General features: G+C 55.3%; 29 protein-coding genes. 12 read left to right on the top strand and 17 right to left on the bottom strand.

Going from position 1 to position 25,456, the window contains the following annotated elements; all coding sequences use genetic code 11:
* The first annotated feature begins 29 nt into the window (after positions 1-29).
* From PAT9B_RS22745 to PAT9B_RS22755, 3 genes are all read left to right on the top strand, one after another.
* Complete coding sequence (locus tag PAT9B_RS22745; protein ID WP_013511635.1) at positions 30-785, top strand: A24 family peptidase; 756 nt, start codon at positions 30-32, stop codon at positions 783-785.
* Between the two features lie 215 nt (positions 786-1,000).
* Complete coding sequence (locus PAT9B_RS22750; protein ID WP_013511636.1) at positions 1,001-2,383, top strand: diaminobutyrate--2-oxoglutarate transaminase; 1,383 nt, start codon at positions 1,001-1,003, stop codon at positions 2,381-2,383.
* Between the two features lie 14 nt (positions 2,384-2,397).
* Positions 2,398-3,870 (top strand): aspartate aminotransferase family protein, encoded by a 1,473-nt coding sequence (locus PAT9B_RS22755; protein ID WP_013511637.1) that lies wholly within the window; start codon positions 2,398-2,400, stop codon positions 3,868-3,870.
* A 66-nt stretch (positions 3,871-3,936) separates the two neighbouring features.
* Here PAT9B_RS22755 and PAT9B_RS22760 read toward each other — a convergent pair whose 3' ends face one another.
* Both PAT9B_RS22760 and PAT9B_RS22765 read right to left on the bottom strand, forming a co-directional pair.
* Positions 3,937-5,121 carry a pyridoxal phosphate-dependent aminotransferase gene (locus tag PAT9B_RS22760; protein WP_013511638.1) on the bottom strand — a complete coding sequence of 395 codons (1,185 nt, stop codon included), beginning with the start codon at positions 5,119-5,121 and terminating at the stop codon, positions 3,937-3,939.
* A 97-nt stretch (positions 5,122-5,218) separates the two neighbouring features.
* Positions 5,219-6,127: a LysR substrate-binding domain-containing protein gene (locus PAT9B_RS22765; protein WP_013511639.1), complete on the bottom strand. Its 909-nt coding sequence runs from the start codon at positions 6,125-6,127 to the stop codon at positions 5,219-5,221.
* 96 nt (positions 6,128-6,223) lie between these two features.
* Between PAT9B_RS22765 and PAT9B_RS22770 the strand changes: the two genes are divergently transcribed.
* Positions 6,224-7,093 (top strand): aldo/keto reductase family oxidoreductase, encoded by an 870-nt coding sequence (locus PAT9B_RS22770; RefSeq protein WP_013511640.1) that lies wholly within the window; start codon positions 6,224-6,226, stop codon positions 7,091-7,093.
* Here PAT9B_RS22770 and PAT9B_RS22775 read toward each other — a convergent pair.
* The 3 genes from PAT9B_RS22775 to PAT9B_RS22785 all read right to left on the bottom strand — a co-directional run bounded on the left by PAT9B_RS22775 (position 7,090) and on the right by PAT9B_RS22785 (position 9,901).
* Positions 7,090-8,241: a glycosyltransferase gene (locus tag PAT9B_RS22775; protein WP_013511641.1), complete on the bottom strand. Its 1,152-nt coding sequence runs from the start codon at positions 8,239-8,241 to the stop codon at positions 7,090-7,092. The genes PAT9B_RS22770 and PAT9B_RS22775 overlap by 4 nt on opposite strands.
* Before the next feature lie 228 nt (positions 8,242-8,469).
* Entirely contained in the window at positions 8,470-9,342 is an 873-nt protein-coding gene (rluF, locus tag PAT9B_RS22780; RefSeq protein WP_013511642.1) for a 23S rRNA pseudouridine(2604) synthase RluF, read from the bottom strand.
* Positions 9,343-9,424: 82 nt separating this feature from the next.
* A complete protein-coding gene (locus tag PAT9B_RS22785) occupies positions 9,425-9,901 on the bottom strand; it encodes an Lrp/AsnC family transcriptional regulator (protein WP_013511643.1) in 477 nt (158 codons plus the stop codon).
* Positions 9,902-10,038: 137 nt separating this feature from the next.
* Between PAT9B_RS22785 and PAT9B_RS22790 the strand changes: the two genes are divergently transcribed.
* A complete protein-coding gene (locus PAT9B_RS22790; RefSeq protein WP_013511644.1) occupies positions 10,039-10,461 on the top strand; it encodes a DUF2000 domain-containing protein in 423 nt (140 codons plus the stop codon).
* 22 nt (positions 10,462-10,483) lie between these two features.
* Here the strand turns inward: PAT9B_RS22790 and PAT9B_RS22795 are convergent, their stop codons facing one another.
* A complete protein-coding gene (locus PAT9B_RS22795; RefSeq protein WP_013511645.1) occupies positions 10,484-11,086 on the bottom strand; it encodes a helix-turn-helix domain-containing protein in 603 nt (200 codons plus the stop codon).
* Positions 11,087-11,129: 43 nt separating this feature from the next.
* Between PAT9B_RS22795 and PAT9B_RS22800 the strand changes: the two genes are divergently transcribed.
* A complete protein-coding gene (locus PAT9B_RS22800; RefSeq protein WP_013511646.1) occupies positions 11,130-11,822 on the top strand; it encodes a B3/4 domain-containing protein in 693 nt (230 codons plus the stop codon).
* An 18-nt stretch (positions 11,823-11,840) separates the two neighbouring features.
* On the top strand, positions 11,841-12,302 hold the full coding sequence (locus PAT9B_RS22805; protein ID WP_013511647.1) for a GNAT family N-acetyltransferase: 462 nt from the start codon (positions 11,841-11,843) through the stop codon (positions 12,300-12,302).
* Here the strand turns inward: PAT9B_RS22805 and PAT9B_RS22810 are convergent.
* The 3 genes from PAT9B_RS22810 to PAT9B_RS22820 form a co-directional block, all read right to left on the bottom strand.
* Entirely contained in the window at positions 12,279-12,698 is a 420-nt protein-coding gene (locus PAT9B_RS22810; protein ID WP_013511648.1) for an NUDIX hydrolase, read from the bottom strand. The genes PAT9B_RS22805 and PAT9B_RS22810 overlap by 24 nt on opposite strands.
* Positions 12,699-12,731: 33 nt before the next feature.
* A complete protein-coding gene (locus PAT9B_RS22815) occupies positions 12,732-13,238 on the bottom strand; it encodes a DUF1543 domain-containing protein (RefSeq protein ID WP_013511649.1) in 507 nt (168 codons plus the stop codon).
* Between the two features lie 74 nt (positions 13,239-13,312).
* Positions 13,313-14,467, bottom strand: a complete 1,155-nt coding sequence (locus PAT9B_RS22820; protein WP_013511650.1) for an MFS transporter — start codon at positions 14,465-14,467, stop codon at positions 13,313-13,315.
* Positions 14,468-14,572: 105 nt separating this feature from the next.
* Between PAT9B_RS22820 and PAT9B_RS22825 the strand changes: the two genes are divergently transcribed.
* Positions 14,573-15,067, top strand: a complete 495-nt coding sequence (locus PAT9B_RS22825; RefSeq protein WP_013511651.1) for a MarR family winged helix-turn-helix transcriptional regulator — start codon at positions 14,573-14,575, stop codon at positions 15,065-15,067.
* Positions 15,068-15,147: 80 nt separating this feature from the next.
* On the top strand, positions 15,148-15,687 hold the full coding sequence (cybB, locus tag PAT9B_RS22830) for a cytochrome b561 (protein WP_013511652.1): 540 nt from the start codon (positions 15,148-15,150) through the stop codon (positions 15,685-15,687).
* Here cybB and PAT9B_RS22835 read toward each other — a convergent pair.
* Positions 15,679-16,572 (bottom strand): helix-turn-helix domain-containing protein, encoded by an 894-nt coding sequence (locus tag PAT9B_RS22835; protein WP_013511653.1) that lies wholly within the window; start codon positions 16,570-16,572, stop codon positions 15,679-15,681. The two genes, cybB and PAT9B_RS22835, sit on opposite strands and share 9 nt — an antisense overlap.
* A gap of 109 nt (positions 16,573-16,681) precedes the next feature.
* Here PAT9B_RS22835 and PAT9B_RS22840 point away from each other — a divergent pair, with 109 nt between their 5' ends.
* Complete coding sequence (locus tag PAT9B_RS22840; RefSeq protein WP_013511654.1) at positions 16,682-17,674, top strand: class I SAM-dependent methyltransferase; 993 nt, start codon at positions 16,682-16,684, stop codon at positions 17,672-17,674.
* Here the strand turns inward: PAT9B_RS22840 and PAT9B_RS22845 are convergent.
* Together PAT9B_RS22845 and PAT9B_RS22850 are read right to left on the bottom strand one after the other, a co-directional pair.
* On the bottom strand, positions 17,664-18,017 hold the full coding sequence (locus PAT9B_RS22845; protein WP_013511655.1) for an MmcQ/YjbR family DNA-binding protein: 354 nt from the start codon (positions 18,015-18,017) through the stop codon (positions 17,664-17,666). The two genes, PAT9B_RS22840 and PAT9B_RS22845, sit on opposite strands and share 11 nt — an antisense overlap.
* A gap of 66 nt (positions 18,018-18,083) precedes the next feature.
* Positions 18,084-20,024, bottom strand: a complete 1,941-nt coding sequence (locus tag PAT9B_RS22850) for a methyl-accepting chemotaxis protein (protein WP_013511656.1) — start codon at positions 20,022-20,024, stop codon at positions 18,084-18,086.
* A gap of 216 nt (positions 20,025-20,240) precedes the next feature.
* Here PAT9B_RS22850 and yefM point away from each other — a divergent pair, with 216 nt between their 5' ends.
* Together yefM and PAT9B_RS22860 are read left to right on the top strand one after the other, a co-directional pair.
* Positions 20,241-20,492 carry a YoeB-YefM toxin-antitoxin system antitoxin YefM gene (gene yefM, locus PAT9B_RS22855; protein ID WP_013511657.1) on the top strand — a complete coding sequence of 84 codons (252 nt, stop codon included), beginning with the start codon at positions 20,241-20,243 and terminating at the stop codon, positions 20,490-20,492.
* On the top strand, positions 20,489-20,743 hold the full coding sequence (locus PAT9B_RS22860) for a Txe/YoeB family addiction module toxin (RefSeq protein ID WP_013511658.1): 255 nt from the start codon (positions 20,489-20,491) through the stop codon (positions 20,741-20,743). Before yefM ends, PAT9B_RS22860 begins: the two co-directional genes overlap by 4 nt.
* Before the next feature lie 35 nt (positions 20,744-20,778).
* On the opposite strand, the gene PAT9B_RS22865 is transcribed toward PAT9B_RS22860, so the two are convergent.
* The 5 genes from PAT9B_RS22865 to PAT9B_RS22885 are packed head-to-tail and all read right to left on the bottom strand — an operon-like array spanning position 20,779 to position 25,455.
* Entirely contained in the window at positions 20,779-21,246 is a 468-nt protein-coding gene (locus PAT9B_RS22865) for a heme-binding protein (protein WP_013511659.1), read from the bottom strand.
* Positions 21,247-21,291: 45 nt separating this feature from the next.
* Positions 21,292-22,686: a cytochrome c gene (locus PAT9B_RS22870; protein WP_013511660.1), complete on the bottom strand. Its 1,395-nt coding sequence runs from the start codon at positions 22,684-22,686 to the stop codon at positions 21,292-21,294.
* A gap of 3 nt (positions 22,687-22,689) precedes the next feature.
* The gene (locus PAT9B_RS22875) at positions 22,690-24,282 is read right to left on the bottom strand and encodes a GMC family oxidoreductase (RefSeq protein WP_013511661.1); all 1,593 of its coding nucleotides are present in this window, start codon (positions 24,280-24,282) and stop codon (positions 22,690-22,692) included.
* Between the two features lie 24 nt (positions 24,283-24,306).
* Positions 24,307-24,963, bottom strand: a complete 657-nt coding sequence (locus PAT9B_RS22880) for a sugar dehydrogenase complex small subunit (protein WP_013511662.1) — start codon at positions 24,961-24,963, stop codon at positions 24,307-24,309.
* Between the two features lie 15 nt (positions 24,964-24,978).
* Positions 24,979-25,455, bottom strand: a complete 477-nt coding sequence (locus PAT9B_RS22885) for a heme-binding protein (RefSeq protein ID WP_013511663.1) — start codon at positions 25,453-25,455, stop codon at positions 24,979-24,981.
* Between the last annotated feature and the right edge of the window lies 1 nt (position 25,456).

Consider the following 25,456-nt stretch of genomic DNA (forward strand, 5'->3'; position numbering starts at 1 on the left):
GTGGCCGGGGAGATAGCGAGGAGATACACATGGAAGCGTGTTACGGGTTGCTGCTGGGGCTGAGTCTCGGCAGCGTTATTAATGTGGTGGTCTATCGGTTACCGTTACGTTTATTGCATCGTGACAGCGGTTTAACCCTGTGGTTTTCCCCCTCACACTGTCCGCGATGTGCACACCCTCTCTGCTGGCGTGACAATATTCCACTATTAAGTTGGCTACTTTTGCGGGGTAAATGCCGCCATTGCCAGCAACCGATTAGTATAATTTACCCATTGATTGAACTGCTTATGGCGGTCACCAGCCTGGTTCTGAGTCAATTGTTACCCGATAGCGCTTTATTGCTGGCGACATTATTTTTCTGTGGTTCATTGCTGGTATTGTCGCTCATTGATATACGGCACTATTTATTACCTGATGCCGTTACGCTGCCTTTATTGTGGTGCGGCTTATTGTTGCACTGTTGCGCGATCCTTCCCGGTTCGCTGTCAGATGCCGTGCTGGGTGTGGCAGTGGGATATGTTTCACTGGCCGTACTGGCACATGCTTATCACTGGCTGCGTCAGCAGCAGGGTTTAGGTATGGGCGATGCAAAATTGCTGGCGGCGATAGCCGCCTGGACCGGCTGGCAAGCTTTACCGAATGTGCTGATCATCGCCAGTTCGGGCGGCATTTTATTTGCCTTAATTTCCAGAAATTTGTGGCCGCAACGCGTCAGGCAGACGATTGCATTTGGCCCGTGGTTGGCGCTCGCAGGCATAAGTCTTTTTATTAACTCGATTATTTAATACGCACGTCATACAGCCCTGGTAAAATAATCGAACAGTTCTTCAGCAAATCCCTGATTCGTATATAGAAGTAATAAACAATTCTAAACAAAATTAATCATTGCCCCCCAAGGTAAAAGGCTCTATATTGGCCGCGTTTTTTTCACAGTTGATAGTTTTTTGTTCAATTAACCAACCGGTGTGCTTTGACGCTCGCCGGTTGTAGGAGAGATATGATGACGGATAAAGTCCGTATTGATAATTTTGGTGCCAACTCATTCCACGGAAACAACGACGCGTTCCTGGCCCGTCAGGCTGAGTTCGAATCGAATGTCAGGAGTTACCCGCGCAAATTGCCTTTAGCAATTGCCAAAGCACATGGCGTATGGATTACCGATGTTGAGAATAAACAATATCTTGACTGCCTGGCTGGCGCAGGAACTTTAGCTCTGGGTCATAACCACCCGGAAGTTCTGCAGAGCATCCAAAATGTCATTACCAGCGGCTTGCCGTTACATACCCTGGATCTGACGACTCCATTAAAAGATCAATTCTCTGAAGCCCTGCTGTCTTTGCTGCCAGGTCAGGGTAAAGAGTATTGCCTGCAATTCACCGGCCCGTCCGGTGCCGATGCTGTTGAAGCAGCACTGAAGCTGGCGAAGAAAGTGACTGGCCGCAGCGGCGTGATCAGCTTCTCCGGCGGTTATCATGGTATGACCCACGGCGCACTGTCGGTCACCGGCAACCTGTCTCCGAAAGAAGCGGTTGACGGCATGATGCCAGAAGTCCAGTTCATGCCTTACCCGCACCTGTACCGCTGCCCGCTGGGCCTCGGTGGTGACGCAGGCGTGAAAGCCCTGACCTACTACTTCGAAAACCTGATCAACGACGTTGAAAGTGGCGTGCGTAAACCGGCTGCGGTGATCCTCGAAGCGGTACAGGGTGAAGGCGGCGTGAACCCGGCTCCGGTCGAGTGGTTGCAGCGCATCCGTAAAGTAACCCAGGAACACGGTATCCTGCTGATCCTCGACGAAGTTCAGGCTGGATTTGCCCGTACCGGCAAATTCTTCGCCTTCGAACACGCAGGCATTGAGCCGGATATCATCGTGATGTCCAAAGCTGTGGGCGGCGGTCTGCCGTTAGCCGTTCTGGGTATCAAAAAACAGTTCGATGCCTGGTCACCTGGCCACCACACTGGCACCTTCCGCGGCAACCAGCTGGCAATGGCTACCGGCCTGACCACGCTGAAAATCCTGAAAGAACAGGATATCGCAGGCAAAGTTGCCGAACAGGGCGAATGGCTGAAAGCGCAGCTGGCCGACATGCAGCAGCGCTACCCGGTAATCGGTCACATCCGTGGTCTGGGTATGATGATCGGTATCGAGATCGTTAAACCGAACGAAGCAGCTGATCATATGGGTGCGTACCCGGCTGATGGCGAGCTTTCTGCCCTGTTGCAGAAAAAATGCTTCGAAGCTGGCCTGATTCTGGAGCGTGGCGGTCGTCACGGCGCGGTTCTGCGTCTGCTGCCGTCACTGCTGATCAGCAACGACGAACTGAAGATTTTCCTTGATAAATTTGAGCAGGCGCTGCTGGGCGCTGGCATCAAACCCGTTTGATCCGGAAGAGTTAGATGACTGAAGTAAACCCGATTCTGGCCGCTTCTGCCCAAAGCATTGAAGCGTACCAGCAGGCGATTGCGCAGAGCAGCGCCGCCGTGGTGCAGTGGCTCAAACAGCCAGAGATGTACCAGGGCAAAACCGTTGCCGAACTGCGTGAGCGTATTACGCTCGACTTCAATCCGAATGGCCTGGGTAACCAGGCCGCGATTGAGCGTGCGATTGAATACTTTCTGAAAGATAGCCTGTCGGTACATCACCCGCAGTGCGTGGCGCATCTGCATTGCCCAAGTCTGGTGGTAAGCCAGGCGGCGGAAGTGCTGATCAACGCCACTAACCAGAGTATGGACTCCTGGGACCAGAGCCCGTCGGCCACCATCATCGAGATCAAACTGATTGAGTGGTTGCGCGCCCAGGTTGGCTATCCGGCAGGTGACGCTGGCGTGTTCACCAGTGGTGGCACCCAGAGCAACCTGATGGGCCTGATGCTGGCACGTGACGCGTTCTATGCGCGTCAGGGCCACTCTGTCCAGCAGGATGGCATCACTGGCGATCTGCGCAAGATTAAGGTGCTGTGCTCGGAAAACGCCCACTTCTCAGTACAGAAGAACATGGCGCTGCTGGGCCACGGCTATCAATCCGTGGTGCAGGTGAAGTCAGACCGTTTTGCACGTATGGATGTCAACGACCTGAAAGCCAAGCTGGCACAGGCCGCAGCCAACGGTGAACAGATTCTGGCCATCGTAGCCACCGCCGGTACTACCGATGCGGGTGCGATTGATCCGCTGCGTGAAATCGCCGGGATTGCCGCAGAGCACAACATCTGGGTTCACGTCGATGCAGCCTGGGGCGGCGCACTGCTGCTGTCTGAGAAGTATCGCGATTACCTCGATGGCCTTGAGCTGGTGGATTCTGTCACCCTGGATTTCCACAAGCAGTTCTTCCAGACCATCAGCTGCGGTGCCTTCCTGCTGAAAGATGAACGTCATTATGAATTGATGCGTTATCAGGCGGCCTATCTGAACTCGGAGTTCGATGAAGAGCAAGGCGTGCCAAACCTGGTCTCCAAATCACTGCAAACCACGCGTCGTTTCGATGCGCTGAAGCTGTGGATGGGTCTGGAAGCGCTCGGTCAGAAACAGTATGCCGCGATTATCGATCATGGCGTGACGCTGGCGCAGATCGTGGCGCAATATGTGACTGAGCTGCCGCGTTTTGAGCTGGTCATGCAGCCACAGCTGGCAAGCGTGCTGTTCCGTTTCCGTCCTGAGCAGCTGGCTGCCAGCGGCGATGCGGCGGTAGCGCTGTTCAACCAGCGTATCGGTGATGCGCTGCTGGAATCAGGCCGCGCGAACGTCGGTGTCACCGAGGCGGATGGCATCACCTGCCTGAAGCTGACACTGCTGAACCCAACCGTGACGTTGGAGGATGTTAAAGTCCTGCTGGCGCTGGTGGAAAAAACTGCGGATCAGCTGCTGAGCGCCTAATTCAGGCGTCAAGCGAACAAGCCGATCACTGGCAACGGTGATCGGCTTTTTTTATTCCTTTGCTTGTTAACGATGTTGCGCCAAAAACGCGCTCAGCCGCGTCAGACCCTGCTGCAACTTATCGGTTGACGACACCGCATGGCACCAGCGTAGCCAGCCATTGCCTTCCGGGCCAAACGCCGCCCCTGGGGCCAGACCGAGTGAGCTTTCCCGCACCAGACGTTTTGCCAGGGTGGTGGTATCGTCAAAACCGGCGATACGGAAAAACGCATACATCCCGCCACCGCTCTCCGGTACCGTCACACCCGGCAGTTCTCGCAAGCCGTTGACCAGAAATTGATAACTGTGCGCCAGCTCGGCCCGCAGGCTGATGATGCCGCTTTCCCCCCCCAGTAACGCCGCCTGTGCCGCCCGTTGACAGGGTTCAAACAGACAGCTGGTGTTGAACTCAATCAACTTACCCAACGCATCAATGATCGAGGGTGGCGCGACCACCCAACCCACACGAAATCCGGTCATCAGCCAGGCTTTGGAGAAGGTGTTGACCGAAATCAGCCGATCGTCCGCGGTAGCATAGTCAAGGAACGACGGCGCATAGTGACGATCGCTGGCATAGATCAAACGTTGGTAAGCGTCATCACTGAGGATCCAGATACCATGCTTGCGGCAATGCGCCAGAATGATCTGCACTTCTTCTTCGGTGATCGTCCAGCCGGTTGGATTGCCAGGGGAGTTAATGATCAGCATCCGCACATCCGGTCGCAGCGCGCTCAGCAATTGATCCATATCCAGCGCCCACGCCCCCTCTTTCACCGTTAGCGCGACACGATCCACGGTTGCGCCGAGGATCTGCGGGATCTCCACCACATTTGGCCACACCGGGGTGATCGCCACCACCTTGTCCCCCGGCGACAGCACCGTCTGTGCCACCAGCATCAACCCATTAATCCCGGCACTGGTAATCGCCAGCTGTTCGCTGCTAATGGTGCGTCCATGTAACTGGCTGAGGTAATCCGACAACGCCTGACGTAAATACGGTCGTCCCAGATTCTGGATATAACGCGTTTCCCCCTGTTGCAGCGAGGTAATTGCAGCATCGGTAATAAACTGCGGTGTCGGTTTGTCCGATTCGCCAAACCAGAAGGCGAGCATATCGGGACGATCCATCCCTTCATTGGCAATTTCGCGGATTAGCGAGGGGGAAATCTGACTGATCGTGGCACGTGAGACGAGGGGAAAAGAAGACTGCATGAAAAAACCTCCAACGATGATCCCTGTTTAACTGTTATTTCAATACATAGCACCCGCCTGGTATATCACGCCGGGGAAAAGTTCAGGAATAGCAATTTCATCTGGCTGCATTCAACTCGCGGACATAATCGATAAAAGCCTGGAGTGGCGTCGGAATTAAACGACGGTCATTGTAGTACAGCCACAAACCTGAAAAACTCAGCCACCACTCCGTGAGTATTGGCTGTAACTGGCCGCTATCCAGCGCCGGTCTTAGCCACTCTTCAAACAGATACATCACCCCAACCCCGGCAATGGCCGCGTCGACGGTTAAATCCATCGCCGCACCGATGCTACAGGTTAACGGGCCTTTGGGCTGGAGGCGCACGGTTTCACCGGCGCGGGAAAACTCCCATTCGGCCATCACCCCGGTGGCGTAACGACCAGGCAGGCAGCGATGCTGCATCAGTTCGCGCGGATGTTGTGGCGTACCGTATTGCGCCAGATAACCGGGGGCTGCTGCTGCCGCGAAACGCTGAATACGTGGGCCAATCGGCAACGCCACCATATCCTGCTCCAGGTGGTCGTCATAGCGGATGCCTGCATCGCAACCGTCACGAAAAATGTCCTGAACGTTACTTTCAGCTACCACCTCAAGCTGAATATCCGGGTAGCGCGCCAGAAAACCAGGCACGATGGCAGGCAAAACCAGACGCGCCGCGCTGACGGGAACATTCAGGCGCAAAGTGCCGCCCGGCGTATCACGAAAACGATTAAGCGCATCCAAAGCCGCATCCACTTCGTTCATGGCTGGCAGCAGACGAGCCATCAATGCCCTGCCCGCCTCGGTCAGTACCACGGTGCGCGTGGTACGGTTAAACAGCCGTACCCCCAGTTGTTGTTCCGCGCGGCGCACAGCATCACTGAGACGGGAAGGATTGCTACCAATCATACGTGCCGCTTCGCGAAAGCCCCCGGCTTTCGCCACCGCCACCACCGCATGCAGCAAAGCGATATCTAACGACATTGTGCGTCACCCCGTACATTGTGTCCTGATTTCACCGGATAGTTGCACAGCCGATACGCCATTACAATTGATGCACAGCTTAAGAAGGAGGTTCCCATGTCTCATCCCGAAATGACCTATTCCCTTGGCGATCGTCGTGTTAACCGTCTGGGTTATGGTGCTATGCAACTCGCCGGGCCGGGTGTATTTGGTCCACCGAAAGATGAAGCGCGCGCGGTGCAGGTACTGCGTGCTGCTATTGCCGCTGGCGTCAATCACATCGATACCAGTGACTTCTATGGTCCCCATGTCACCAATCAGCTGATTAAAAAGGCACTGCATCCGTACCCGCAAGATCTGGTGATTGTGACCAAAGTGGGTGCGCGCCGTGACGCGCAAGGTGGCTGGCTCCCTGCGTTCACCCCCGCTGAATTGACGCAGGCGGTGGAAGATAACCTCCGTAATCTGGGGCTGGAGGTGATCGATGTGGTGAATCTGCGTGCCATGTTTGACGTTCATGGTCCGGCGGAGGGATCGCTGGAAACACCGCTGGCGGCATTGATCAAACTGAAAGAGCGCGGGCTGATCCGCCACATCGGTTTGAGCAACGTCACACCACAGCAGGTTGCCGATGCGCAAGCAATGACACCGATTGCCTGTGTGCAGAATCTCTACAATCTGGCCCATCGTCAGGATGACGCCCTGATAGATCAACTGGCGGCGCAGGGCATTCCTTTTGTGCCGTTTTTCCCGCTCGGCGGTTTTTCTCCGTTACAGTCGCACCAACTGACGGCCGTGGCACAGGATCTGGCTGCCACGCCGCTGCAAGTTGCATTGGCGTGGTTGTTGCAACGCTCGCCCAATATCTTGTTGATTCCGGGCACGTCTTCGCCAGAACATCTGCAACAAAATCTGGCCAGCCCGGCGCTCCAGTTGTCGGAAGAGATTGTTGCGAAGCTGGATAACCTGGGTACTGGCGTAAGCTAATCCGCTGATAAATAGATCTCTTTTAATTTCTCCTGAAAACATCGAGGATCATGTTCCCGCCTGATCCTCATTAACGCCTGCGCCGAGCGTCGGTCAATGCTGCCCGGATCGTGCAGAACGTCGGTAATATAGCCTTTCAGTTGGCTGATAATAGTATTACGGATTTTTTGTTTCGTCTGGTCTGAATCAACCGTAAATTCATACATATCATTGAGTTTGTGATCAATAAGCCAACCGGCGAACGGAGGATTAATTTCGGGCAAGGCGCGAACATTGGTGGTTATTACCGGACAACCACACGCCTGCATTTCCAGCACAGAAAAACCATAGGTATCCTGCCAGGTAGGAAGCAGGCCGACATCGGTTTGTTTTAATAATTCAATCACGGATGAATTCGGCAAAGAGGGCACATGATGGAAAAAGGACCATTTATTGATCAGGTTTTCGATTTGTCGATGAAAAACCTCGGGATCCTGATAATGGTGGTGGGCGATATTATAATGCCGTGCTAAGTCACCAATCAGATTCACGGTTATTTTTTGTGTATTGATCAGCCCTTCATCAGCTAACTCAGCAAAAGCCATCACCACTTCCGCGCCACCTTTACGATAAAACTCATGGCCGATAAAGCTAAAAGTGATCATGTCGCCATCAGCTTTCCGCGCCTTGTCGGTCAGTAAGGGCTGAGGAGGATGCATTACGCACAGCTTGGCGGCAATGCTGTCTTTCACTGTCGGAAAGGCCGCCAGCAACTTGAGTTGAATATTGCGGGTGGCTTCCGAGATGGCGATCAAACGTACACACTCCTTACGCGCCGCCAGACGCAGCAAGGCATGGAGTTCTGGGTTTTGGGTTTTGGCTACCCCAGCAACCGGCAGGACACGCGGGATTTCGGTTTCAAACGTCGACACCCAACGTGACGACGTTCGTGCCACTTCATTAAACAGATGGATAATATCCCCATTATCCGCAGCCATGCCGGGGAAAGGCTGAAAAAGGAATATCTTGTTCTTTTTGAAAATTTTTTGCCGAAGGGTATTGATATACAGATAGATGTTTTTCTTCTTTAGGTTTACATAATTGTTTTCAGGATCAACCATTATGTTCCTTTTCTCTGGGTAGCCGTCGCTACTGACTACAATATTCATCAATCCTCCTAAACACGAAACGAGTTCGGTGGAATTAAAATTGTCAGTAAGACAGTTATAAAATAAATTCTTCGCGAGTAAAGTTGTTTGATGGAAAATAGGATTAGTAATAACAGGTTGTTTAGGAAGCATTAATAAACTGACATTGTTAAAACGTATCAATGTGTTTCAATGTTGGTCGTGCCAGTAATAATCAGGAATACCCGTCGCCGGATATTCCCGTTTGGCTTAACGCCCTTTCTTTTTTCGTCCGGGTTGGGTGAAGCGCTTGCGCGAAGCCGGATTGGCATTGGGTTTTTCGCTGGTCTTCGCTCCACTGGCCGCCGGTTTTTTCGCCGGGGTCGTTTTCGCCTGCCCTTTTTTAGCCGGTTTGTCTTCAGACGAGGAGTTTTCAATTAATTTAAACAGCTCGATTAACTCGTCATCGGTTAAGTCACGCCATTCACCCAGCGGCAGCCCTTTCAGATTGACGTTCATGATGCGGGTACGTTCCAGCTTCGTCACTTCATAGCCAAAATGTTTGGTCATGCGACGAATCTGTCGGTTAAGCCCCTGAACCAGGGTGATGCGAAACACAAAAGTGGACTCTTTCTTTACCTTACATTTTTTGGTCACGGTGCCGAGCATCGGCACGCCAGCGCCCATGCCGGTAATAAACTCATCGGTGATCGGCTTATCAACCGTGACCACATACTCTTTCTCGTGATTGTTCCCGGCACGCAGAATTTTATTCACCAGGTCGCCATGATTCGTCAGGAAAATCAGCCCCTGAGAGTCTTTATCCAATCGCCCGATCGGAAACACGCGTTTGCTGTGGTTCACGAAATCACTGATGTTATCGCGTTCACCCTCTTCCATGGTGGTAATGATGCCCACCGGTTTGTTTAACGCAATCAGCACCAGATCTTCTTCGTCACGCGGTTCAATCAGCTGACCATTCACTTTAACTTCATCACCGGCAAACACCTGGGCACCCACGCTGGCACGTTTACCGTTGATAAAAACATTGCCCTGTTCGATGTAACGATCGGCATCACGTCGCGAGCAAATTCCGCTCTCGCTGATGTATTTATTAAGGCGTGTGGATGAGTTGGTCAGCATGGTTCCTCCGAAAAAAGAAGCGGACTATACATCAACCTTTGGCATTCTGTGAGTGCTTTGCGCAAAAGTTGTAGCACAAAAGCTAACGGGGATCTGCCGCCTGAATCGGCCATGCGGATTGGGCTTTGATTTCTTTCAGTACGAACATGCTTTGCATCTCTTTAATGCCCGGCAAGCGACGAATAACCGACATGGCAAAATCGGCATAGCGGTCCATATCTGCCGCCACTACCTGCAACAAAAAATCAGCATCACCGCCGATGCTATAGCAAGCCACCACGTTCTCCAGTGCGGCGACTTCTGCCTCAAATTTCCGTGCTTCCGCCTCGCTATGGCTGTCGATAGTGACGCGTACAAACACCATCATATTGAGGCCGATCTTTTTCCGATTCAGCACGGCGCGGTAGCCCTGAATCACATCATCTTCTTCCAGCTTGCGTACCTTACGCCAGCAGGGTGAAGGCGACAGCCCAATGGCATCGGCCAGGTTCTGATTGGTGATGCGTGCGTCCTGCTGCAACTGCGTCAGAATTTTGATATCTGTCTTGGTTAAACTCATCGTGGGTATATCCTTTCTCTATTTTATTTATTATGGGTAGATTCTGCCTGAATCTTGCGAAATCCATCGCAAATCAGCAAGCACTTTTCTCTGCGCGTTACGCACAATATCCGCCTCAGTAACCGCAGGAGAAAAGTATGAAATTCGACGCCAATGTGCACCGTTGTACCCTGGTGATTGATCAGCAGTTGCCCGCCGGACTGGCGATGAATGCCGCCAGCGTGATTGGTATCAGTTTTGGTAAATGGATTGATAATCTGGTGGGGCCGGACATGCACAGCCAGGACGGTAGTCTCTATCCCGGCGTGATTTATGCGCCCTTGCCGGTTTTACTGGCGCAGGGGAGTTATCTGCATGAATTGCAGCAACGCTGTGCCAACGATGAGGAGATTTTCACCATGCCGTTTAGCGCCCTGGCACAGTCCTGCAAAACCTATGATGAATATGGTGAGCGCATCGCCACCGCGCACAGCGATCATATCGAACTGGTGGCGATCGGTTTGATCGGTCCGAAGAAAAAAATTACCCGACTGACGGGAAATCTGAAGCTTTATCGTTAAACAAACGGTGTCCCATAGCCTGTCAACTGTGTAACTCCGCTACCGTCATGGTAAATGTCAGGGACTGGCTACTGAGATTGCCGTAGCTATGCGGTGCAGCGGTTTTCGCCACCGCTGCGCTTCCCGCCGTGACCAACAACGGGTTGCCATCTACCACCAATGTCAGTTCACCCTCTTCAACGTGGATGAGTTCCCAGGTTCGTTGCGGGTGGCCCGGTGATGCAAACTGCTCACCGGGGTACATCACCCAACGCCACAACTCAATCATATCCGGCCCGCGTGTACCGGCGATCAGACGTGCCGTGCCGCCCTTTTCACCCTGCCATAGTATCGGCATGTCCTGCGCGGCAATCAAATGCGCCAGCGGTTCATCGCTGACATCCACCATATCGGCAACGGATAAACCCAGTGCCGCCGCGATTTTGCACAGGATCGCGATGCTCGGGTTGGCATCACCCTTTTCAACCTCCACCAGCATGCCCTTGCTTACGCCAGCGCGTCGGGCCAGCTCATCCAGCGACAGCTTCTGCTCCTTACGTTGCGTTCTCACCCGTGACGAGACGGCCGCACTTACGTGGTCAATGCTGGAGCCTGTTTCGGTCGTTTTATTGACTTTTTGTTTCATCGGTCATTATCATGGGATAAATTAGTCATTATGGTATTATCCAATGTTCTCCTTTTCGCCGTCAATCGATCATTCCGTTAGCGAACTGGCACCGGAATTCAGCGCCCTGAGCATGCTGGTGCAGGCTGCCCCGTTACAGCAACCCAACACCGGAGCCATGGCCCTGGCGGCCGCCAGTGAGGCGATGCTTAACCATGATTTTCCTTGGGCAGAGGCGCATCTGGCACAATGGGCGGAGATGTTCCAACGCTTCGGGGCAAAACCTAAAAGAACCCCATGTTCGGCAGAGGCGCTACGCAAACGCGTGCTGCGTGATGGCTCATTGCCCGCTATCGATCCGGTTGTCGATCTCTACAACGCGGTCAGCATTCGCTACGCGATCCCGGTTGGCGGTGAAAACGTTGCTGCGTATGTAGGACACCCCCAGCTAACGCGTGCCCTGGGCAGCGAGCACTTCGACACATACAAAGACGGCATACTCAGCCATGAGTCGCCAGAAGTGGGTGAAGTCATATGGCGCGATGCAGAAGGCGTCACCTGCCGACGCTGGAACTGGCGCCAGGGTGTGCGTACCCGTTTGAGTGTGGAACAACAGCAAATGTGGTTTATTCTGGAGCGCTTACCGGCCATGCCAGCCGAAGCGTTGCAGCAGGCGGGTGATATGCTGGAGCACGGCATCCGACAAATGATGCCTGGGGCAAATGTGCAACGAACATGGCTCGGTGCCACCGCATAAACTTATCAAGGACGCTGTATGGATATCCGCTTGCTGGTGCAACAACCCAACCTTATCACGCCATTAGTGCAGCTGTTATTTCGTGAATGGTCGGCATATCCCAACTGGCAAGACCCCGCTCAGATTGCGTCACGTCTGCTGGCGCGAAACCAGCCGGCGGTCAACACCCTGACGCTGGTCGCCACCGCTGATGAGGGTGCGTTGATGGGGTCAGCCAGCCTGATCCACTATGAGTTAACGGATGTTCCTGAACGGGAGTTCTGGCTGGGCGAGGTGATCACCGCAACCGAACATCGCGGCAAAGGCGTCGGTAGCGCCCTGATCACCCGCATGATCGCGGAAGCCCGTGCGCGGGCTATCGCCGCGCTGTGGTTATATACCCCGGACCAACAGGCGCTTTACCGACGTTTTGGCTGGCAGGACGTGGAGCAGCGCGAGGTGGATGGCGACCGGGTTTCAGTGATGATGCTCCGGCTGTAACGCCGCCAGACCATCGCGCTCAATCAAGGTGCGCAGAGGGGCAAACAGCGGTGCCGGTAACGCATCCGGGGCAAACCACTGCCAACCTTCGCATTTCTCAGGTTCGAGACATTGCGGCTCCCCCTGCGCACTGTGCGCCACCATAAACAGCGTGATGTAGTGCTTCTGTACGTCCGGGAACACATCGCTGACAAAAGCGCCGTTTTGCAGCGCTGCCAACTGTAAACCGGTTTCTTCCTCTGTCTCCCGCCGCGCGCACGCCTCTGGCGTTTCACCAAACTCCAGGTGACCGCCAGGTGCCGCCCAGTCGCCCGCGCCATGACTACCTTTGCGCCGCCCCAGCAATAATTTGCCGTGACGGAAAATCAGCACACCGACACCAATTTTAGGGGACATACAGGTTACCTTTATGTTTACGCTCGCCGCGGGTTATGCAACCCCGATCGGCTGATATCCCTGCCACTCCGGCAGAAACGGTTTGCCATGTTCATCCGGGGTCAGATGCACATACAGGTTACCGATCTTGTCCAGCAACAGGCAATCATCCACATCTTTCAGATTGTCCTTGTGCTGGTGATCCGCTCCCTTCAGCAACTGCTTCAGTCCTTTTGCTTTAGCCTGTGCGACGTCCTGAGCCACAAACAAATCAAAGGCATGCAGCTCCGCCAGCGTTGAAGGATGGTAAGCACCGGCATTCACAAAAAACAGGCGCTCGCTACCGCTGGCCGGTTCGGGCAACAATGATACGCGATAGCCATCTGCCCAGACGATACGTGCATAGCCATCAACATGAATTTTGTCCGCATCGCCAAACCAGGCTTCGCGCAGCGCTGGCCAGGCATCCTCCGGCTGTTCAGCCGCCACAAACTGAATATCATGAACTTCAATATTCGATTTTCCGGCGTTGCCACCGACATAAAACATAAACAGGTTCATGCAGTCATTTCCTTGTGTTGTATGTGGAGTGGCATGCGTTATAAATCATGATATACAACGATACAACTGTTTCGTCAGGTCACCAACCCGGGACGCAGACGCACGGCCATCCCCATCAGCAGCACAATCCCGACACTCATCATTGCCCAGGCGCTGTCAAAGGAGGCGGCATGATCGCGTACCATCCCGGCGATCAACGGCATCAAGGCAGCCAGCAGATAACCTCCGCCCTGCACCAACGACAACAATCTACCGGCCTGTTCCGCCGTTTGTGCATGGTCGAGGGTGACAATCAGCGATAACGGAAACAGCGCGCCGATACCCAATCCCAGCAACAACGTGGGCAGCCAGGCCTGCGTGCCGCCCAGCACCATCAGGCTGATTAAACCGCCGAGGATCAGCAACAGCACCGCCAGTAAAGGACGGCGACGATCGGGAAAACGATGGATCAACGCCGAAAGCACAAACCCGGCCACCACCTCCGTGAGCGTCAATGCGCCGAGCAAATAGCCGCTTTGCTGTGCACTCCAGCCATGTTGTTGATAAAACGGCGGCAACCACGCCAGCACCAGGGTATAAGCCCCGGTGCCAATGCCGAAGAAGATCAGCAACAGCCAGGTGCGCAGCGGAGGGATCCCCGGCACGCGTTGCGGTGGCGCCACTGGTGCGGTAGTACGTAACATCTGACGCCACAGCAATAAAGCCAATAACGCAGGCAGTACCGGTAATACCAGCGTCAATGCTAATCCCCCACCAGCGGCCAGCGGTGCGGCACTGGCCGCCGCCAACGCCGCACCGGCCATAATCCCGGTGGTAAACAGCGCCATCAGCGTACCGGCATGTGCCGTAAAGCGCCGTTTGATCAACGCAGGCATCAGCGCCTGAATCAATCCGATGCCAACCCCGGCCAGTAACGCGCTGGCGATGAGCATCAGCGCCTGCTGGCTAACGCCGCGTGCCAGGCAAGCCAGTACCAGCAGGATTAAGCCACTGGCAATGCCTCTGATCTCACCCAGCGACCGCAGCAACAATGGACCCGCCAGCGCGGCCAGACCCATCATGATCACCGGTAAGGTGGTGAGCAGACTGATTTGGGTCGCACTCAGGTGGCTATCCTGTTGTAGCCGGGTGAACAGCGGACCGATTGCGGCCATTACCGGTCTGAGATTGAGGCCGACCATAAAAACCATGAAGGTAAACAAGCCGATTGCAGGTAAGGTACGTTTCACATTGCTTCTCCGTTGCTGATTTATCTTAACGTTAAGATAAATCACGAGGGCGGACTAGCCCGACCGCACAAAGCAACACAGTAACCACAACAAGCGAGGGGAAAAGTGGCGGACCACGTTGATTTCGTGACACAACAATGGGCCAGCGCCATGCCGGAGCTGGATGCATCCTCAATGGCCGTGTTTGGCCGGATGCTGCGCATTATGAAACATCTGGCGAAAACGCGAGGCGAGGCGCTGGCTCCGTTTGGTTTTCACGAGGGGGAATTTGATGTGCTGGCGACGCTACGCCGCGCGGGTAGTCCCTTCTGCTTATCACCAACCCAGCTGTATAAATCGCTGCTGGTCACTTCGGGCGCGATGACCCATCGGCTGAATCGGTTGGAACAGGTCGGGCTGATTACCCGCGTGGCCGATCCCGCGGACAAACGCAGCATGCTGGTGACCTTAACCGCTGCCGGACAGGAGAAAATTGAGCAGGCCTTGCAGGTACATACCCAAACGCAAAATACCTTACTGGCGGCACTGCAACCCGCACAACAGCAGCAGTTGTCGGCGCTGCTCAGCCAATTGCTCAGCCGTTGCGAGCAGGAAACGTAAAGCCATGTGTCAAAATATGAATTAATTCACAGTTTTTTCCGCTATCTTATTTGTCCGGCTGACTTTTTTACGGAATGGATATGCAGAATAAATTCGCCCCTTCGCAGGTTTTTCTTCACTGGCTGACATTTTTGCTGGTGGTCACCGCGTATTGCACCATGGAATTTCGCGGCCTGGCGACGCGCGGTTCCTGGCAGGGGTTTGCCATGATTATTGGCCATTTCAGTGCGGGCAGTTGCGTGCTGGTATTGATGTTGTCCCGCGTGTTGTTGCGTTTTCGTCATCGCAGCCCGGCCATCGTCCCTAAACCACCCCACTGGCAAACCGGGCTGGCGCATTTGATGCATCTGGCGCTGTATCTGTTTTTTATCGTGCTGCCGATTCTTGGCATTTTGTCGCGCTTCTATCTTGGCCGCACCTGGTGGCTGTTTGGCATCCCGATGCCGGTCAGCAGCGATCCCGATCCTGATTTTTCGGATACCCTCAGCGGCTGGCACGAAACCCTCGCCCCTTACGGCTACTGGCTGGTGGGCTTACACGCGGTTGCCGCGCTGGTTCATCATTACCTGATCAAAGACAACACCCTGCTGCGCATGATGCCCGCACGTCGTTCACGTTGATTTGCCACGCCCGGCAACCTGACTGGCCGGGCGTCCAAAGTAGCGTTGAAACGCCACGCTGAAATTGCGTGGATGCTGATAGCCCACCTGCCATGCCGCCTGAGCGACCTGATACCCTTCCTCCAGCAACTGATGCGCTTTTTGCATACGCAGCGCCAGTAACTTATCACCCGGCGTGCAGCCAAAATGTTGCTGAAAACCTTTTTTTAACTGGTAATCACTGAGTCCAACGGCCAGCGCCACCGTCGCCAAGGTAAAGGGTTCGGCCAGATGCGCCAGCATCCAGTTATGCGCCTGTTCAAGCCGCTCAAGATCCCGCGGATGGACTTTCTTCGGCGCAGACGTCTGCGGTTGCAGTTGATGACGATGAAGCGCCAGCAGGTTTAACGCCTGAATCTCGCGCAGCAGCGGATCGGCCTGCACCTCGTTAAGTTGGGCGGCGGTGGCCCCACCAAAAGGGCTGAACAGATGACGCTTCAGTTGCGGCTGTCGCAGCAACCTGTCGGCGGTCTCTGCGCCCAGATAATGCAGTGCGCTGTCGGCGTTGAGAACCAGACGTAACTGCTGCACCCGTTCTCCGGCGCGATAGAGACGTTCGCCACTGCTGTGCTGAAAGCTGGTGACGGTGAGATGACCGGCATGAAACAACACCTCACAACCACTGTCAGCGCGAAAACGCGAACTGCCACGTAAGCCAAAGGTCAGCACCAGCTGCGGCGAGCTACCGCCAGGACGCGAGCTTTCTGCCAGCGCGTTCAGGGGTTGATAGTCAGACTGCACCAGGCGCATCCCGCCGGACAGCGTGAACTGGCGCGAACGAAAAACACCCATACCCGGTTGATGTTCAACCCAGGGCGTGTCATCGCCGTTTGGCTTGTCTTGCATGCTTTCGCCCTCGCGCAGAGTCAAATCGCTGTTTCGCAGAGCAACGAGCATAAATGGCCGCTGCCTGAAACGCTAGTCTGTTGCCATCACCTTTGCTGCGGAGACAACCATGACTTCCCCGTTACCTTTTCTCGATAACCTGCTGGCGCAACATGCCCTGAGTGGCGCGGTGGCGCTGGCTTTTGAGCAACAGCTGTTCGATTTTCTGACTCATCCGGCGGATGCCTCACAAGTGGCAAACCATTTTGGCTGGCAGCCTGAACCGGTGGAGCACTGGCTGCGCCTGCTGTGGAGCGGTGAATTGTTGCAACGCCATCAGGCGGAATACCAGACCATGCCAACGGCGCAACCGTATCTGTGCCACAGCGGAGCACGGTATATCGGTGATGCCTGGCATTATCGTCAGCAACTGTTGCAGCAATTCGCCCGCAAACTGCCTGAGCTGCTGAAACGCAATACGCCCGGCTGGCAGGACCCGTTGGAGATTGAAACCGCCTGGGCGGATGCGGCGATGAGCCAGATTGCCCAGGAACAACGGGCGCTGAGTGGCGACACCGCCTGTGCCATCGCCAGTGAGCTGGCCGATTTTCAACGTCCGGCGCGCTTGCTGGATATGGGCGGCGGACCTGGCCTGATTACCGTCGCTTTAGCGGAGCGTTTCCCGCAACTGTCCGGCGTGGTGCTCGATCTGCCGAAAACCGCCAGCGTGGCACAGCAGAATATCGAACGTGCAGGACTACGTGGACGCTTCTGCGCCCGCTCACAACTGCCGGAGAACGAACAGGTCGACATCATCTGGTGCTCATCCTTGTTGTATTTTGTTGAGGACCGTCAGGCGATGTTGCAGCAGTTGTACCGCCGTCTGAAACCGGGCGGATTGTTAATCAGTGCGCATGCTGAAGTGCCCGCCGACCCGGCGGAAGCGCGTCGGGTGCTACCGTTCTTCACGCCATTGATGATGCGCGGTTACACTGTCACGCAACAAGGCGAGTTGGGCGCAGAATTGCAGCAAGCAGGCTTCACCCTCGAAGCCATCCAGCGTATGCAGCCTTTCCCCATGTCACCGCTGGATGTGCAGCTGGCACGTAAAGCTAGAACGTGAGGCTGAAGCTGTCATCCAGTAGTGCGAAAATCTCGTCATCCGGCAGGCCATCGGCGAGCGTCAGGCTAAGCCAGTGCTCTTTATTCATATGATATGCCGGATAAATGCCTGCCTGCTGCCGTAACGACCCGCTCAGTTCCGGGCGGGTTTTGATGTTCATCACCTCAACTCTGGCCCCGTCCGGCAAGCCCAGTTTGTGGCTTTCCAGCGGAAACACCACCGCGAACCATTTACGGTGGCGTGGATGACGCAGCACCGCGTATTCCGGGTTGGTTTTCCATGGATAATCCGGCTCTACCTGATACTGCTGATTAACCCAGGCAAACAGTTGCTGGCGATTCATGCTTTCATTCCTTCGGGCAAAAAAAATCGTGGCGCGATGGCCACGACTTTACCCACTTCACCCGCATCAGGCCAGATGAAAACGTCCAACGGTCTGCGCCAGTTGCGCAGCCTGATCCTCCAGTGAACTGGCGGCAGCCGACATCTGCTGCACCAGCGCTGCGTTCTGTTGCGTGGTGCCATCCATCTCATTGACCGCGATTGTCACCTGGCTGATGCCCCGCGCTTGTTCATCCGACGCAGTGACAATTTCACCAATAATAGTACGTACTGAATGCACGGCCTGCGTCATTTCTTGCATGGTTTTCCCGGCATCACGCACCAGTTGCACACCGCTGTCGACCCGCTGGCTGGACTCTTCAATCAACGCAGCGATCTCTTTAACCGCGTTGGCGCTGCGTTGTGCCAGGTTACGCACCTCGGAGGCCACCACCGCAAATCCACGCCCTTGCTCACCGGCACGCGCCGCTTCTACCGCTGCGTTTAGCGCCAGAATATTGGTCTGGAAGGCAATGCTGTTGATGATGGCGGTGATGTCGCCAATCTTTTTCGCGCTGTCATCAATTTGCGCCATAGTCTGCACCACTTCACCGACCAGCGCCTCGCCACGGCTGGCAATATGCGTCGCATTGTCGGTCAACGTGGTAGCCTGATGCGCATTGGCGGCGTTATGTTTCACCGTGGCAGTGATCTGCTCCATGCTCGCAGCCGTCTGTTCCAGCGCCGCAGCTTGCTGTTCCGTGCGTGACGCCAGATTCAGGTTACCGCTGGCGATTTCACCCGCGCCCTGGCGTACCGAGGCGCTGGCATCCTGAATCTGACCGACGATCTCGCGTAGCTGGCCCTGCATGGTATTCAGGGCATAGAACAAGCTGCTGGTATCGCGATTTTTCACCGCGATGGTGTTATCCAGCTTCCCGTCAGCCACCGCCAGCGCGATAGTCGCAGCTTCCAGGGGTTCACCGCCGATCGGTTTCAACACTTTGCGGCTGAACAGGATGCCCAGCAAGGCACTGACCAGCAGAATGCTGAGCACCATCAGCACGATGGCATTGATTAACTGGCGATTGGCAGCGGCCATCACTTCACTGACCGGTGCCACGACGCCGAGGAACCATTTCTGATCGCTGTTGCCAATCACGATCGGTTGCCAGGTCACAAGGGCATTTTCCCCCAGAATGTCGTCATGACGCTCGTTGACGGCGCTGCTGAAGTTATTGGTATTGCCTTTCCACGCTTTGCTGGTCTGGCTTTTATCCGGGTAGGACACCACATTTCCGGCGCTGGAGAGCAGCATGGCATAACCGGTGCCCGCCCAGGGTTTGATTTTATTGACCCGATCCTGCAAAGAGGCCAGGGAAATATCAGACGTCACGACGCCCCACAGTTTGCCCTGGCTGACGATCGGTGCCGCAACCGAGGTAAGCAGCGTAGGTACACCGTTGTAAGCGTAGCTATAGGGTTCAATCAACGTATCTTTCTGGCTTTTCTGCGGCAGCAGATAGTAATCCCCCTGACCCGGCGTAAAGATTGAGGCCAGCGGATGCATATTGAACTTACCGGCCTGGTCGCGATCGACAAACCAGGCATAGCGGCCTTTCGGTGCCTGTCCCGGTTGCGTGGCGAATTCGGCATCACGACCATCAAAAGCGTTCTCTTCCATAATCACTGAGACGGAGAGGTAGCTGGGATTGTCGCGTAGCGTGGATTCCATCATCTTGTCGATGACTTTACGGTCCTGCACCCCTGCCCCTGGCAGCGCGATAATGCTGTGACCGAGGTTATGCGCCACATCGCGCGCATAGCTGAGGTCCTGCTGGATTTGTAGCGCCTGGCTCTGCGCAATTTGTTGCAGATAATTTTCGGCCAGCGTTTTTTGTTCGTGGCTGGATTGCCAGTTAAGCACCCCAATGGTAACGGTAAAGCCGAGGGTAATGGTTAAGGCACCCGTCAGCAGCATTTGTGTGCGGGTGCTCATTTTTTTCTTATCAGACAGTCGTTTGGCCATGCTGGCGCTCCTGGAGTCGACACTTTTCGGTAAAAAGAACCACTCCCTGTGCTCTTACATTCCTTCAGGTAGTCTATCGGCGCGTCGCAGGGGAACTTGATGGGCAAGCAGGTCTGATCAGTAAGTGAGCAATGAGGTGATAATTGATGCTAAAACAGTAATGGTTAAATTTGATCCAGCATTGTACAATGACAAGTACAAAACAGAGGAAAAAACATGCGCACCATAACTTACAGTGAAGCACGACAGCATCTTTCGGAAACGATGATGAAAACGGTAGAGGATCGAGCCCCCATTTTGATCACCCGACAGAATGGTGACGACTGTGTATTGATGTCGTTGGAAGAATACAATTCATTGGAAGAGACCGCCTATCTTCTGCGTTCACCCGCCAATGCCAAACGATTGATGAACTCAATTGAAAGCTTACGTAATGGGAATACCATTGAAAAGGAAATTGATGAGTGAAATTAACATGGTCGCAGGAAGCGTGGGATGACTATCTCTACTGGCAGGATACAGACAAAAGAATGGTCAAAAAAATCAATGAACTCATCAAAGATGCCAAAAGAACGCCTTTTGAAGGGAAAGGTAAACCCGAGCCCTTAAAGCATAATCTGGCCGGATTCTGGTCACGAAGAATCACAGAAGAACATCGTTTGGTTTATGCAGTCAGCGATGGCGCACTGTTAATCGCCGCCTGCCGTTATCACTACTAACGTGCAAGGCCAGGCATACGCCCGGCCCTGGCAATTTATTTAAAACTTTCACTCGCTGCTTTCGCGATCGCAATCTCGTTCGGATTCGCCGAACCGCTCACGCCCACCGCACCCAGCGTATTGCCGCGCCACTCGACCGGTGAACCACCGCCCAGCGGGATCACGCCCGGTAACGTCGCAATTGCCGGTTCTTTGCCGTTAGCACGTTCCATATATTTGTCGGTCGGCGTGCGATACAGCGCCGCCGCACGGCCTTTCAGAATCGACGAATCAATGCAGCCGACCGGCGCATTGTCCATACGCTGAAACGCCAGCAATTCACCGGATTGATCCAGCACCGCAATGCAGACATTGGCATTCAACGCGTGCGCTTTTTCCTGCGCAGCTGCGATCAGCTTTTGCGCATCCACCTGCGTCAGAATGGTTTGCGTGGTAACCGCCTGCGCGCCCGCTGCACTGAACAGGGCCGCACTCAGCAGCGCCAGAGACAGGATCTTTTTCATTTCAATCACTCCATAATAAGGGAGCCAGATCGCGGCTCCCGGAAGTTAACCGCGTCGACGACGCAGGATATAAACTAACCACAGCAGTACCACCAGCGCGATAACAGCGCCAGCAATAGTTAGAGGTTGGGCATAACGAATCAGCCAACTGCCGCTTTCCCCCTGCAACGTTTGTTGCACATCATCGGTGGTGATGGTGTGTTGCGGGTTGCCGAAGCTGGTGGAGACATAATTTGCCACTTTAGCCAGTTGCGCCTGGCTGAACTGGGTGCGGAACTCCGGCATAAAGGCATGGCCTGATGAGGTATTACGATCCACCCCTTCGGCGATGGTCATGATCAGGTTGGCCGGATCATTGGACAGCACCGCAGAAGATCCCACCAGCGACGGATAGAAGCGCTGAGCATCGTGCGTACCGCGTCCATCACTGGCATGGCAGGTGGCGCAGGCACCGTTGTACAGCTGCGCACCACTCATGACCTCCGCCGAGACGTAATCGTTGATATCATCTTTCATCCCGGTTTCGATGGCCGACAGCGGCGTGCTGGCGGGTGCAACGCTGGGCGCTTTGCGATCGCCTCCACCAATCGCGGGCACTTGCTTCAGGTAGCGCGCAATCGCCTGGAGGTCGCTGTCATCCATTTTCGAGAATGAATTCTGTACCGCCGTCCCCATCTCGCCTGCGGCAATCGCTTTGCCATGCAGCGCGCCGGTACGCAGGTAGGTTTCGATCTCCGTTACGCTCCAGTCACCAATCCCGGCCTGCGCATCTGGCGTGATATTGGGCGCACTCCAGCTACCCACTTTCCCGCCAGACAGGAACCGGTCACCCTGCTCCGCCATCATGCCGTTGCGCGGCGTGTGACAGGTGGAACAGTGCGCCAGAGTCCGCACCAGATACTCGCCGCGCTCAGCACTGCCCGCCGCCGCATCACTGCCCGGCACCGCGCTTTTATCGAGGAACATCAGGTTCCACATTGCCATCACCGGACGGAATGAGAACGGGAACGGCAGATGGGTTTCCGGTGCCGGATGATCATCCGCTGGCACACCTAACATCAGGTATGAGTAAAGCGCGTGGATATCATCATCAGACAGGCCGGCAAACGCGGTGTAAGGCATCGCCGGATAGAGGTAATGATTACCCGGCGCTTTCCCTTCGCGCATCACTGCGGTGAAATCCGCCAGACTATAGCGACCGATCCCGGCACTTTTCGACGGCGTGATGTTCGAGCCGTAAATCATCCCCATCGGCGACTGAATGGCATAGCCGCCGGAAAAAGGCTTACCACTTTCTGGGTTGCGATGGCAGGCGGAGCAATCTCCGGCAATCGCCAGATATTCGCCGCGTTTGACCAGATCCGGCGAGGCGTCCTGCGCCAGACTCAGGCTGCTGACCAGCAGCAGGCTGGTGATGCTGAATAACTGATTTAAACGCATCGTCTACACCTCGCTGGCAATGGTCGCTGCCATGCGGATCGCCAGAGCGATGCCGGTCAGCGTCGGGTTTACGGTAGCCGACGTCGGCATCACACCGGTGGTGGCGAGGAACAAGTTGGGGTGATCCCAGCTACGGCAATCAGCATCCACCACCGAGTCCTGGCGGTTATCGCCCATAATGGTGGTGCCCATAATGTGGTACTGGTTACGCCAGCCGGTCGGCGCTTCAATCACTTCGCCGTTAAAGGCCTGCAAAAAGTTGGCAAAGTCTTTGTACGCTTGTGGGCGCATGCCACGCACATAACTGTCGAGGTGATAATTGACCTTCAGCATGGGCAGGCCAATCGAGTCTTTGCGATCGTAATTGGGTACCACGCGGTTGGTCGGGCTGGGGAGCGTTTCACTCATGGTGCTGATGTTCATAATACGTGAAGCGCGATCGCGAATGGCCTCGTCCAGCGCCTGCCCCATCAGGCCTTGCTTCAGTAGCGGTACCGTGACATCCACGTTGGGCACCAGATTACGCAGCGAATAGCGGATGGCGGAGTGCTGCGCGCGGCTCGCTTCATCACGGCGATTGGCAATGGTACCGTGCTGCACCGATCCACGACCGGTCCACAGCGGTTCATCGGCAAGGAACGTCAGGCTCAGACCGGTGTGATCCATCAGGTTGCGGCCAACCTGATCGGAACTGTTGGCGATGTCATTCATCAACAGCAGCTTCGGCGTCTCCAGCCCATGTGCGGCAACGATAAACACTTTGGCGGTGAGACGCGTATCCTTGCCATCCGGTTTGCGGTAAGTCAGTGCGACAATTTTATTGCCAGCCCCCTTCTCGAGTTTCCAGGCCACCGCTTCGGTCAGCAGTTTAACGCCCAGCGCCACCGCTTTATCCACATGCATATCGCCGGAGTACATCGCACCAATCGGGCAGATCGGTTCGCAGTTGTTATTGCCAGCACAGGCCGGGCGACCATCATAGGGACGGGAGACACGCGCATGCGGTTCATGCACCACCTGGTAACCCATCGGGCCAAGTTTGGCCTGCATGCGTTGCACCATATACGGCTTCGCTTCGGGCGGCAGCGGATAGGCCGCTGAACGCGGTGGATAGTGACCACGCCCCTGACCGCTCTGGTCCTCTTCGCCAGTACCGACCACACCGATTTCGCGTTCGGCTTGCAGATACCAGGGTTCCAGCTCGCTGTATTCAAACGGCCAGTCACGTCCCACGCCGTAAACGCTCTTCAGCTTGAAATCATTGGGGAGTAAACGCCAGCAGGCGGAAGCCCAATGACGGGTGCTGCCTCCAGCCACGCGCAGGTAACTGGTGACGTACTCAAAATCTTCATCACCCTTAGCGTCGATATAGCCTTCGGTGTAAGAGTTAGGTGCCCAAGGCAGATTAGGGTACGGTGCGCACCAGTTACGCTTGCTGGCACCGTTGCGGTAGTTCTCCACCACTTTCCAGCGCGGGATATAGGGTCCGGCTTCCAGCATAATCACCGACTTACCGGCTTTTGCCAGTTGGTAAGCGGCATTGGCGCCGAGTGCGCCCGAGCCGATGATTACCACATCAGCATCAAATTCGCTCATTTTGTCTTCCTGCTCACGTTCTTGTTATGTGTTGTTGTGCTGCGCCAGTAACGCCTCGGCTTCCACGAGGGTTTTGGCTTTGCCCTGGATCATCAGCAGCCACGGGGCTTCCGGTTCCTTGATCGTGCTGGCCGCCAGCGGCGAGCGATCGCCCCAGGCGCGGATCTCCGCAGGCATGGTCGGCGCGTCAACGCCCGGCGGGACCTCAGCCCAGTAATCGCCCCCGGCGCGTGCGTAAGTGGGACGGATGGTGTGATCTTTCGTCGGCTCATACATCAGCGCCGACAGGAAGGTCACAAAGTGCGCATCATCTACCGCTTTGGTGGTCGAGGGATGACCGGTGTAGCCGAGATACCACGGCGAAATAATGGTCAGCGCCGTTTTCACTTCGTCATCGCTCAGTTGGGCGACAATCTGTTCCCGATCTTCGCTGTGCAGCGCATTCAGCCGCGTCATCAGGCTGGCGAGCTGTGCCGGAAAGGTGCTGTCCTGTTGGCACAACAGCGTCCACAGACGCTCAGTGATGCCGATATCCAGGCCACGACGCCCGGTCAGCAGCTCACTGGCACGCAGCAACTGTGCGGCACCGCTGTCTGCCGGAGCCGCCAGCAGTGGCTGCATTGGTAGGGCGACGATCACTGGCGTCGCCATCATCAGTTTTAAAAAGTGTCTTCTTTCCATATTGGGTTTCTCAGGCTAGCCCGCGCTCAGGGCCGACAACGCCCCTTTGGCGGCTTCGGCATCAACATTGCCATCCGGCGTGCTGACGCCAATCGCGCCGACCACCACCCCATTCAGTTTCACCGGCTCACCACCCGGCAAAGGCACTACTGCCGGGTTACCCAGCATCCCGATATTTCCGGCCGCAATTTTCTGCTGGAAACTGGCGGTCGGCACACCAAATGCGGCAGCAGAGTGCGCTTTCTTTGGTGCCAGCTCGCTGTTTGCCAGGGTTGCGCCGTCAAGACGATCAAAGCTGATCAACTGACCGAAGGGATCAACCACCGCCACGACGCCGCCAATCTGATGGCTGCGGATGATTTGTTCCGCTTTATTCACCAGCGCCTGTGCTTGCTGATGGGTCAGTACGGAGATCTGGTTTACGGATGGGGCAGCCTGTACCGCGGCACAAAACAACCCGGAGCACAGCAGTACGCCTGGCATCAATTTCATG

Origin of the sequence: Pantoea sp. At-9b, from assembly GCF_000175935.2 — a bacterium.
In the GTDB taxonomy this organism is placed as follows: domain Bacteria; phylum Pseudomonadota; class Gammaproteobacteria; order Enterobacterales; family Enterobacteriaceae; genus Pantoea.

Excerpts from the sequence above, each read along its gene's own strand:
- PAT9B_RS22745 (WP_013511635.1), top strand. The coding sequence starts at position 30 with ATGGAAGCGTGTTACGGGTTGCTGCTGGGGCTGAGTCTCGGCAGCGTT.
- PAT9B_RS22750 (WP_013511636.1), top strand. The coding sequence starts at position 1,001 with ATGACGGATAAAGTCCGTATTGATAATTTTGGTGCCAACTCATTCCAC.
- PAT9B_RS22755 (WP_013511637.1), top strand. The coding sequence starts at position 2,398 with ATGACTGAAGTAAACCCGATTCTGGCCGCTTCTGCCCAAAGCATTGAA.
- PAT9B_RS22760 (WP_013511638.1), bottom strand. The coding sequence starts at position 5,121 with ATGCAGTCTTCTTTTCCCCTCGTCTCACGTGCCACGATCAGTCAGATT.
- PAT9B_RS22765 (WP_013511639.1), bottom strand. The coding sequence starts at position 6,127 with ATGTCGTTAGATATCGCTTTGCTGCATGCGGTGGTGGCGGTGGCGAAA.
- PAT9B_RS22770 (WP_013511640.1), top strand. The coding sequence starts at position 6,224 with ATGTCTCATCCCGAAATGACCTATTCCCTTGGCGATCGTCGTGTTAAC.
- PAT9B_RS22775 (WP_013511641.1), bottom strand. The coding sequence starts at position 8,241 with ATGAATATTGTAGTCAGTAGCGACGGCTACCCAGAGAAAAGGAACATA.
- rluF (WP_013511642.1), bottom strand. The coding sequence starts at position 9,342 with ATGCTGACCAACTCATCCACACGCCTTAATAAATACATCAGCGAGAGC.
- PAT9B_RS22785 (WP_013511643.1), bottom strand. The coding sequence starts at position 9,901 with ATGAGTTTAACCAAGACAGATATCAAAATTCTGACGCAGTTGCAGCAG.
- PAT9B_RS22790 (WP_013511644.1), top strand. The coding sequence starts at position 10,039 with ATGAAATTCGACGCCAATGTGCACCGTTGTACCCTGGTGATTGATCAG.
- PAT9B_RS22795 (WP_013511645.1), bottom strand. The coding sequence starts at position 11,086 with ATGAAACAAAAAGTCAATAAAACGACCGAAACAGGCTCCAGCATTGAC.
- PAT9B_RS22800 (WP_013511646.1), top strand. The coding sequence starts at position 11,130 with ATGTTCTCCTTTTCGCCGTCAATCGATCATTCCGTTAGCGAACTGGCA.
- PAT9B_RS22805 (WP_013511647.1), top strand. The coding sequence starts at position 11,841 with ATGGATATCCGCTTGCTGGTGCAACAACCCAACCTTATCACGCCATTA.
- PAT9B_RS22810 (WP_013511648.1), bottom strand. The coding sequence starts at position 12,698 with ATGTCCCCTAAAATTGGTGTCGGTGTGCTGATTTTCCGTCACGGCAAA.
- PAT9B_RS22815 (WP_013511649.1), bottom strand. The coding sequence starts at position 13,238 with ATGAACCTGTTTATGTTTTATGTCGGTGGCAACGCCGGAAAATCGAAT.
- cybB (WP_013511652.1), top strand. The coding sequence starts at position 15,148 with ATGCAGAATAAATTCGCCCCTTCGCAGGTTTTTCTTCACTGGCTGACA.
- PAT9B_RS22835 (WP_013511653.1), bottom strand. The coding sequence starts at position 16,572 with ATGCAAGACAAGCCAAACGGCGATGACACGCCCTGGGTTGAACATCAA.
- PAT9B_RS22840 (WP_013511654.1), top strand. The coding sequence starts at position 16,682 with ATGACTTCCCCGTTACCTTTTCTCGATAACCTGCTGGCGCAACATGCC.
- PAT9B_RS22845 (WP_013511655.1), bottom strand. The coding sequence starts at position 18,017 with ATGAATCGCCAGCAACTGTTTGCCTGGGTTAATCAGCAGTATCAGGTA.
- PAT9B_RS22850 (WP_013511656.1), bottom strand. The coding sequence starts at position 20,024 with ATGGCCAAACGACTGTCTGATAAGAAAAAAATGAGCACCCGCACACAA.
- yefM (WP_013511657.1), top strand. The coding sequence starts at position 20,241 with ATGCGCACCATAACTTACAGTGAAGCACGACAGCATCTTTCGGAAACG.
- PAT9B_RS22865 (WP_013511659.1), bottom strand. The coding sequence starts at position 21,246 with ATGAAAAAGATCCTGTCTCTGGCGCTGCTGAGTGCGGCCCTGTTCAGT.
- PAT9B_RS22870 (WP_013511660.1), bottom strand. The coding sequence starts at position 22,686 with ATGCGTTTAAATCAGTTATTCAGCATCACCAGCCTGCTGCTGGTCAGC.
- PAT9B_RS22875 (WP_013511661.1), bottom strand. The coding sequence starts at position 24,282 with ATGAGCGAATTTGATGCTGATGTGGTAATCATCGGCTCGGGCGCACTC.
- PAT9B_RS22880 (WP_013511662.1), bottom strand. The coding sequence starts at position 24,963 with ATGGAAAGAAGACACTTTTTAAAACTGATGATGGCGACGCCAGTGATC.
- PAT9B_RS22885 (WP_013511663.1), bottom strand. The coding sequence starts at position 25,455 with ATGAAATTGATGCCAGGCGTACTGCTGTGCTCCGGGTTGTTTTGTGCC.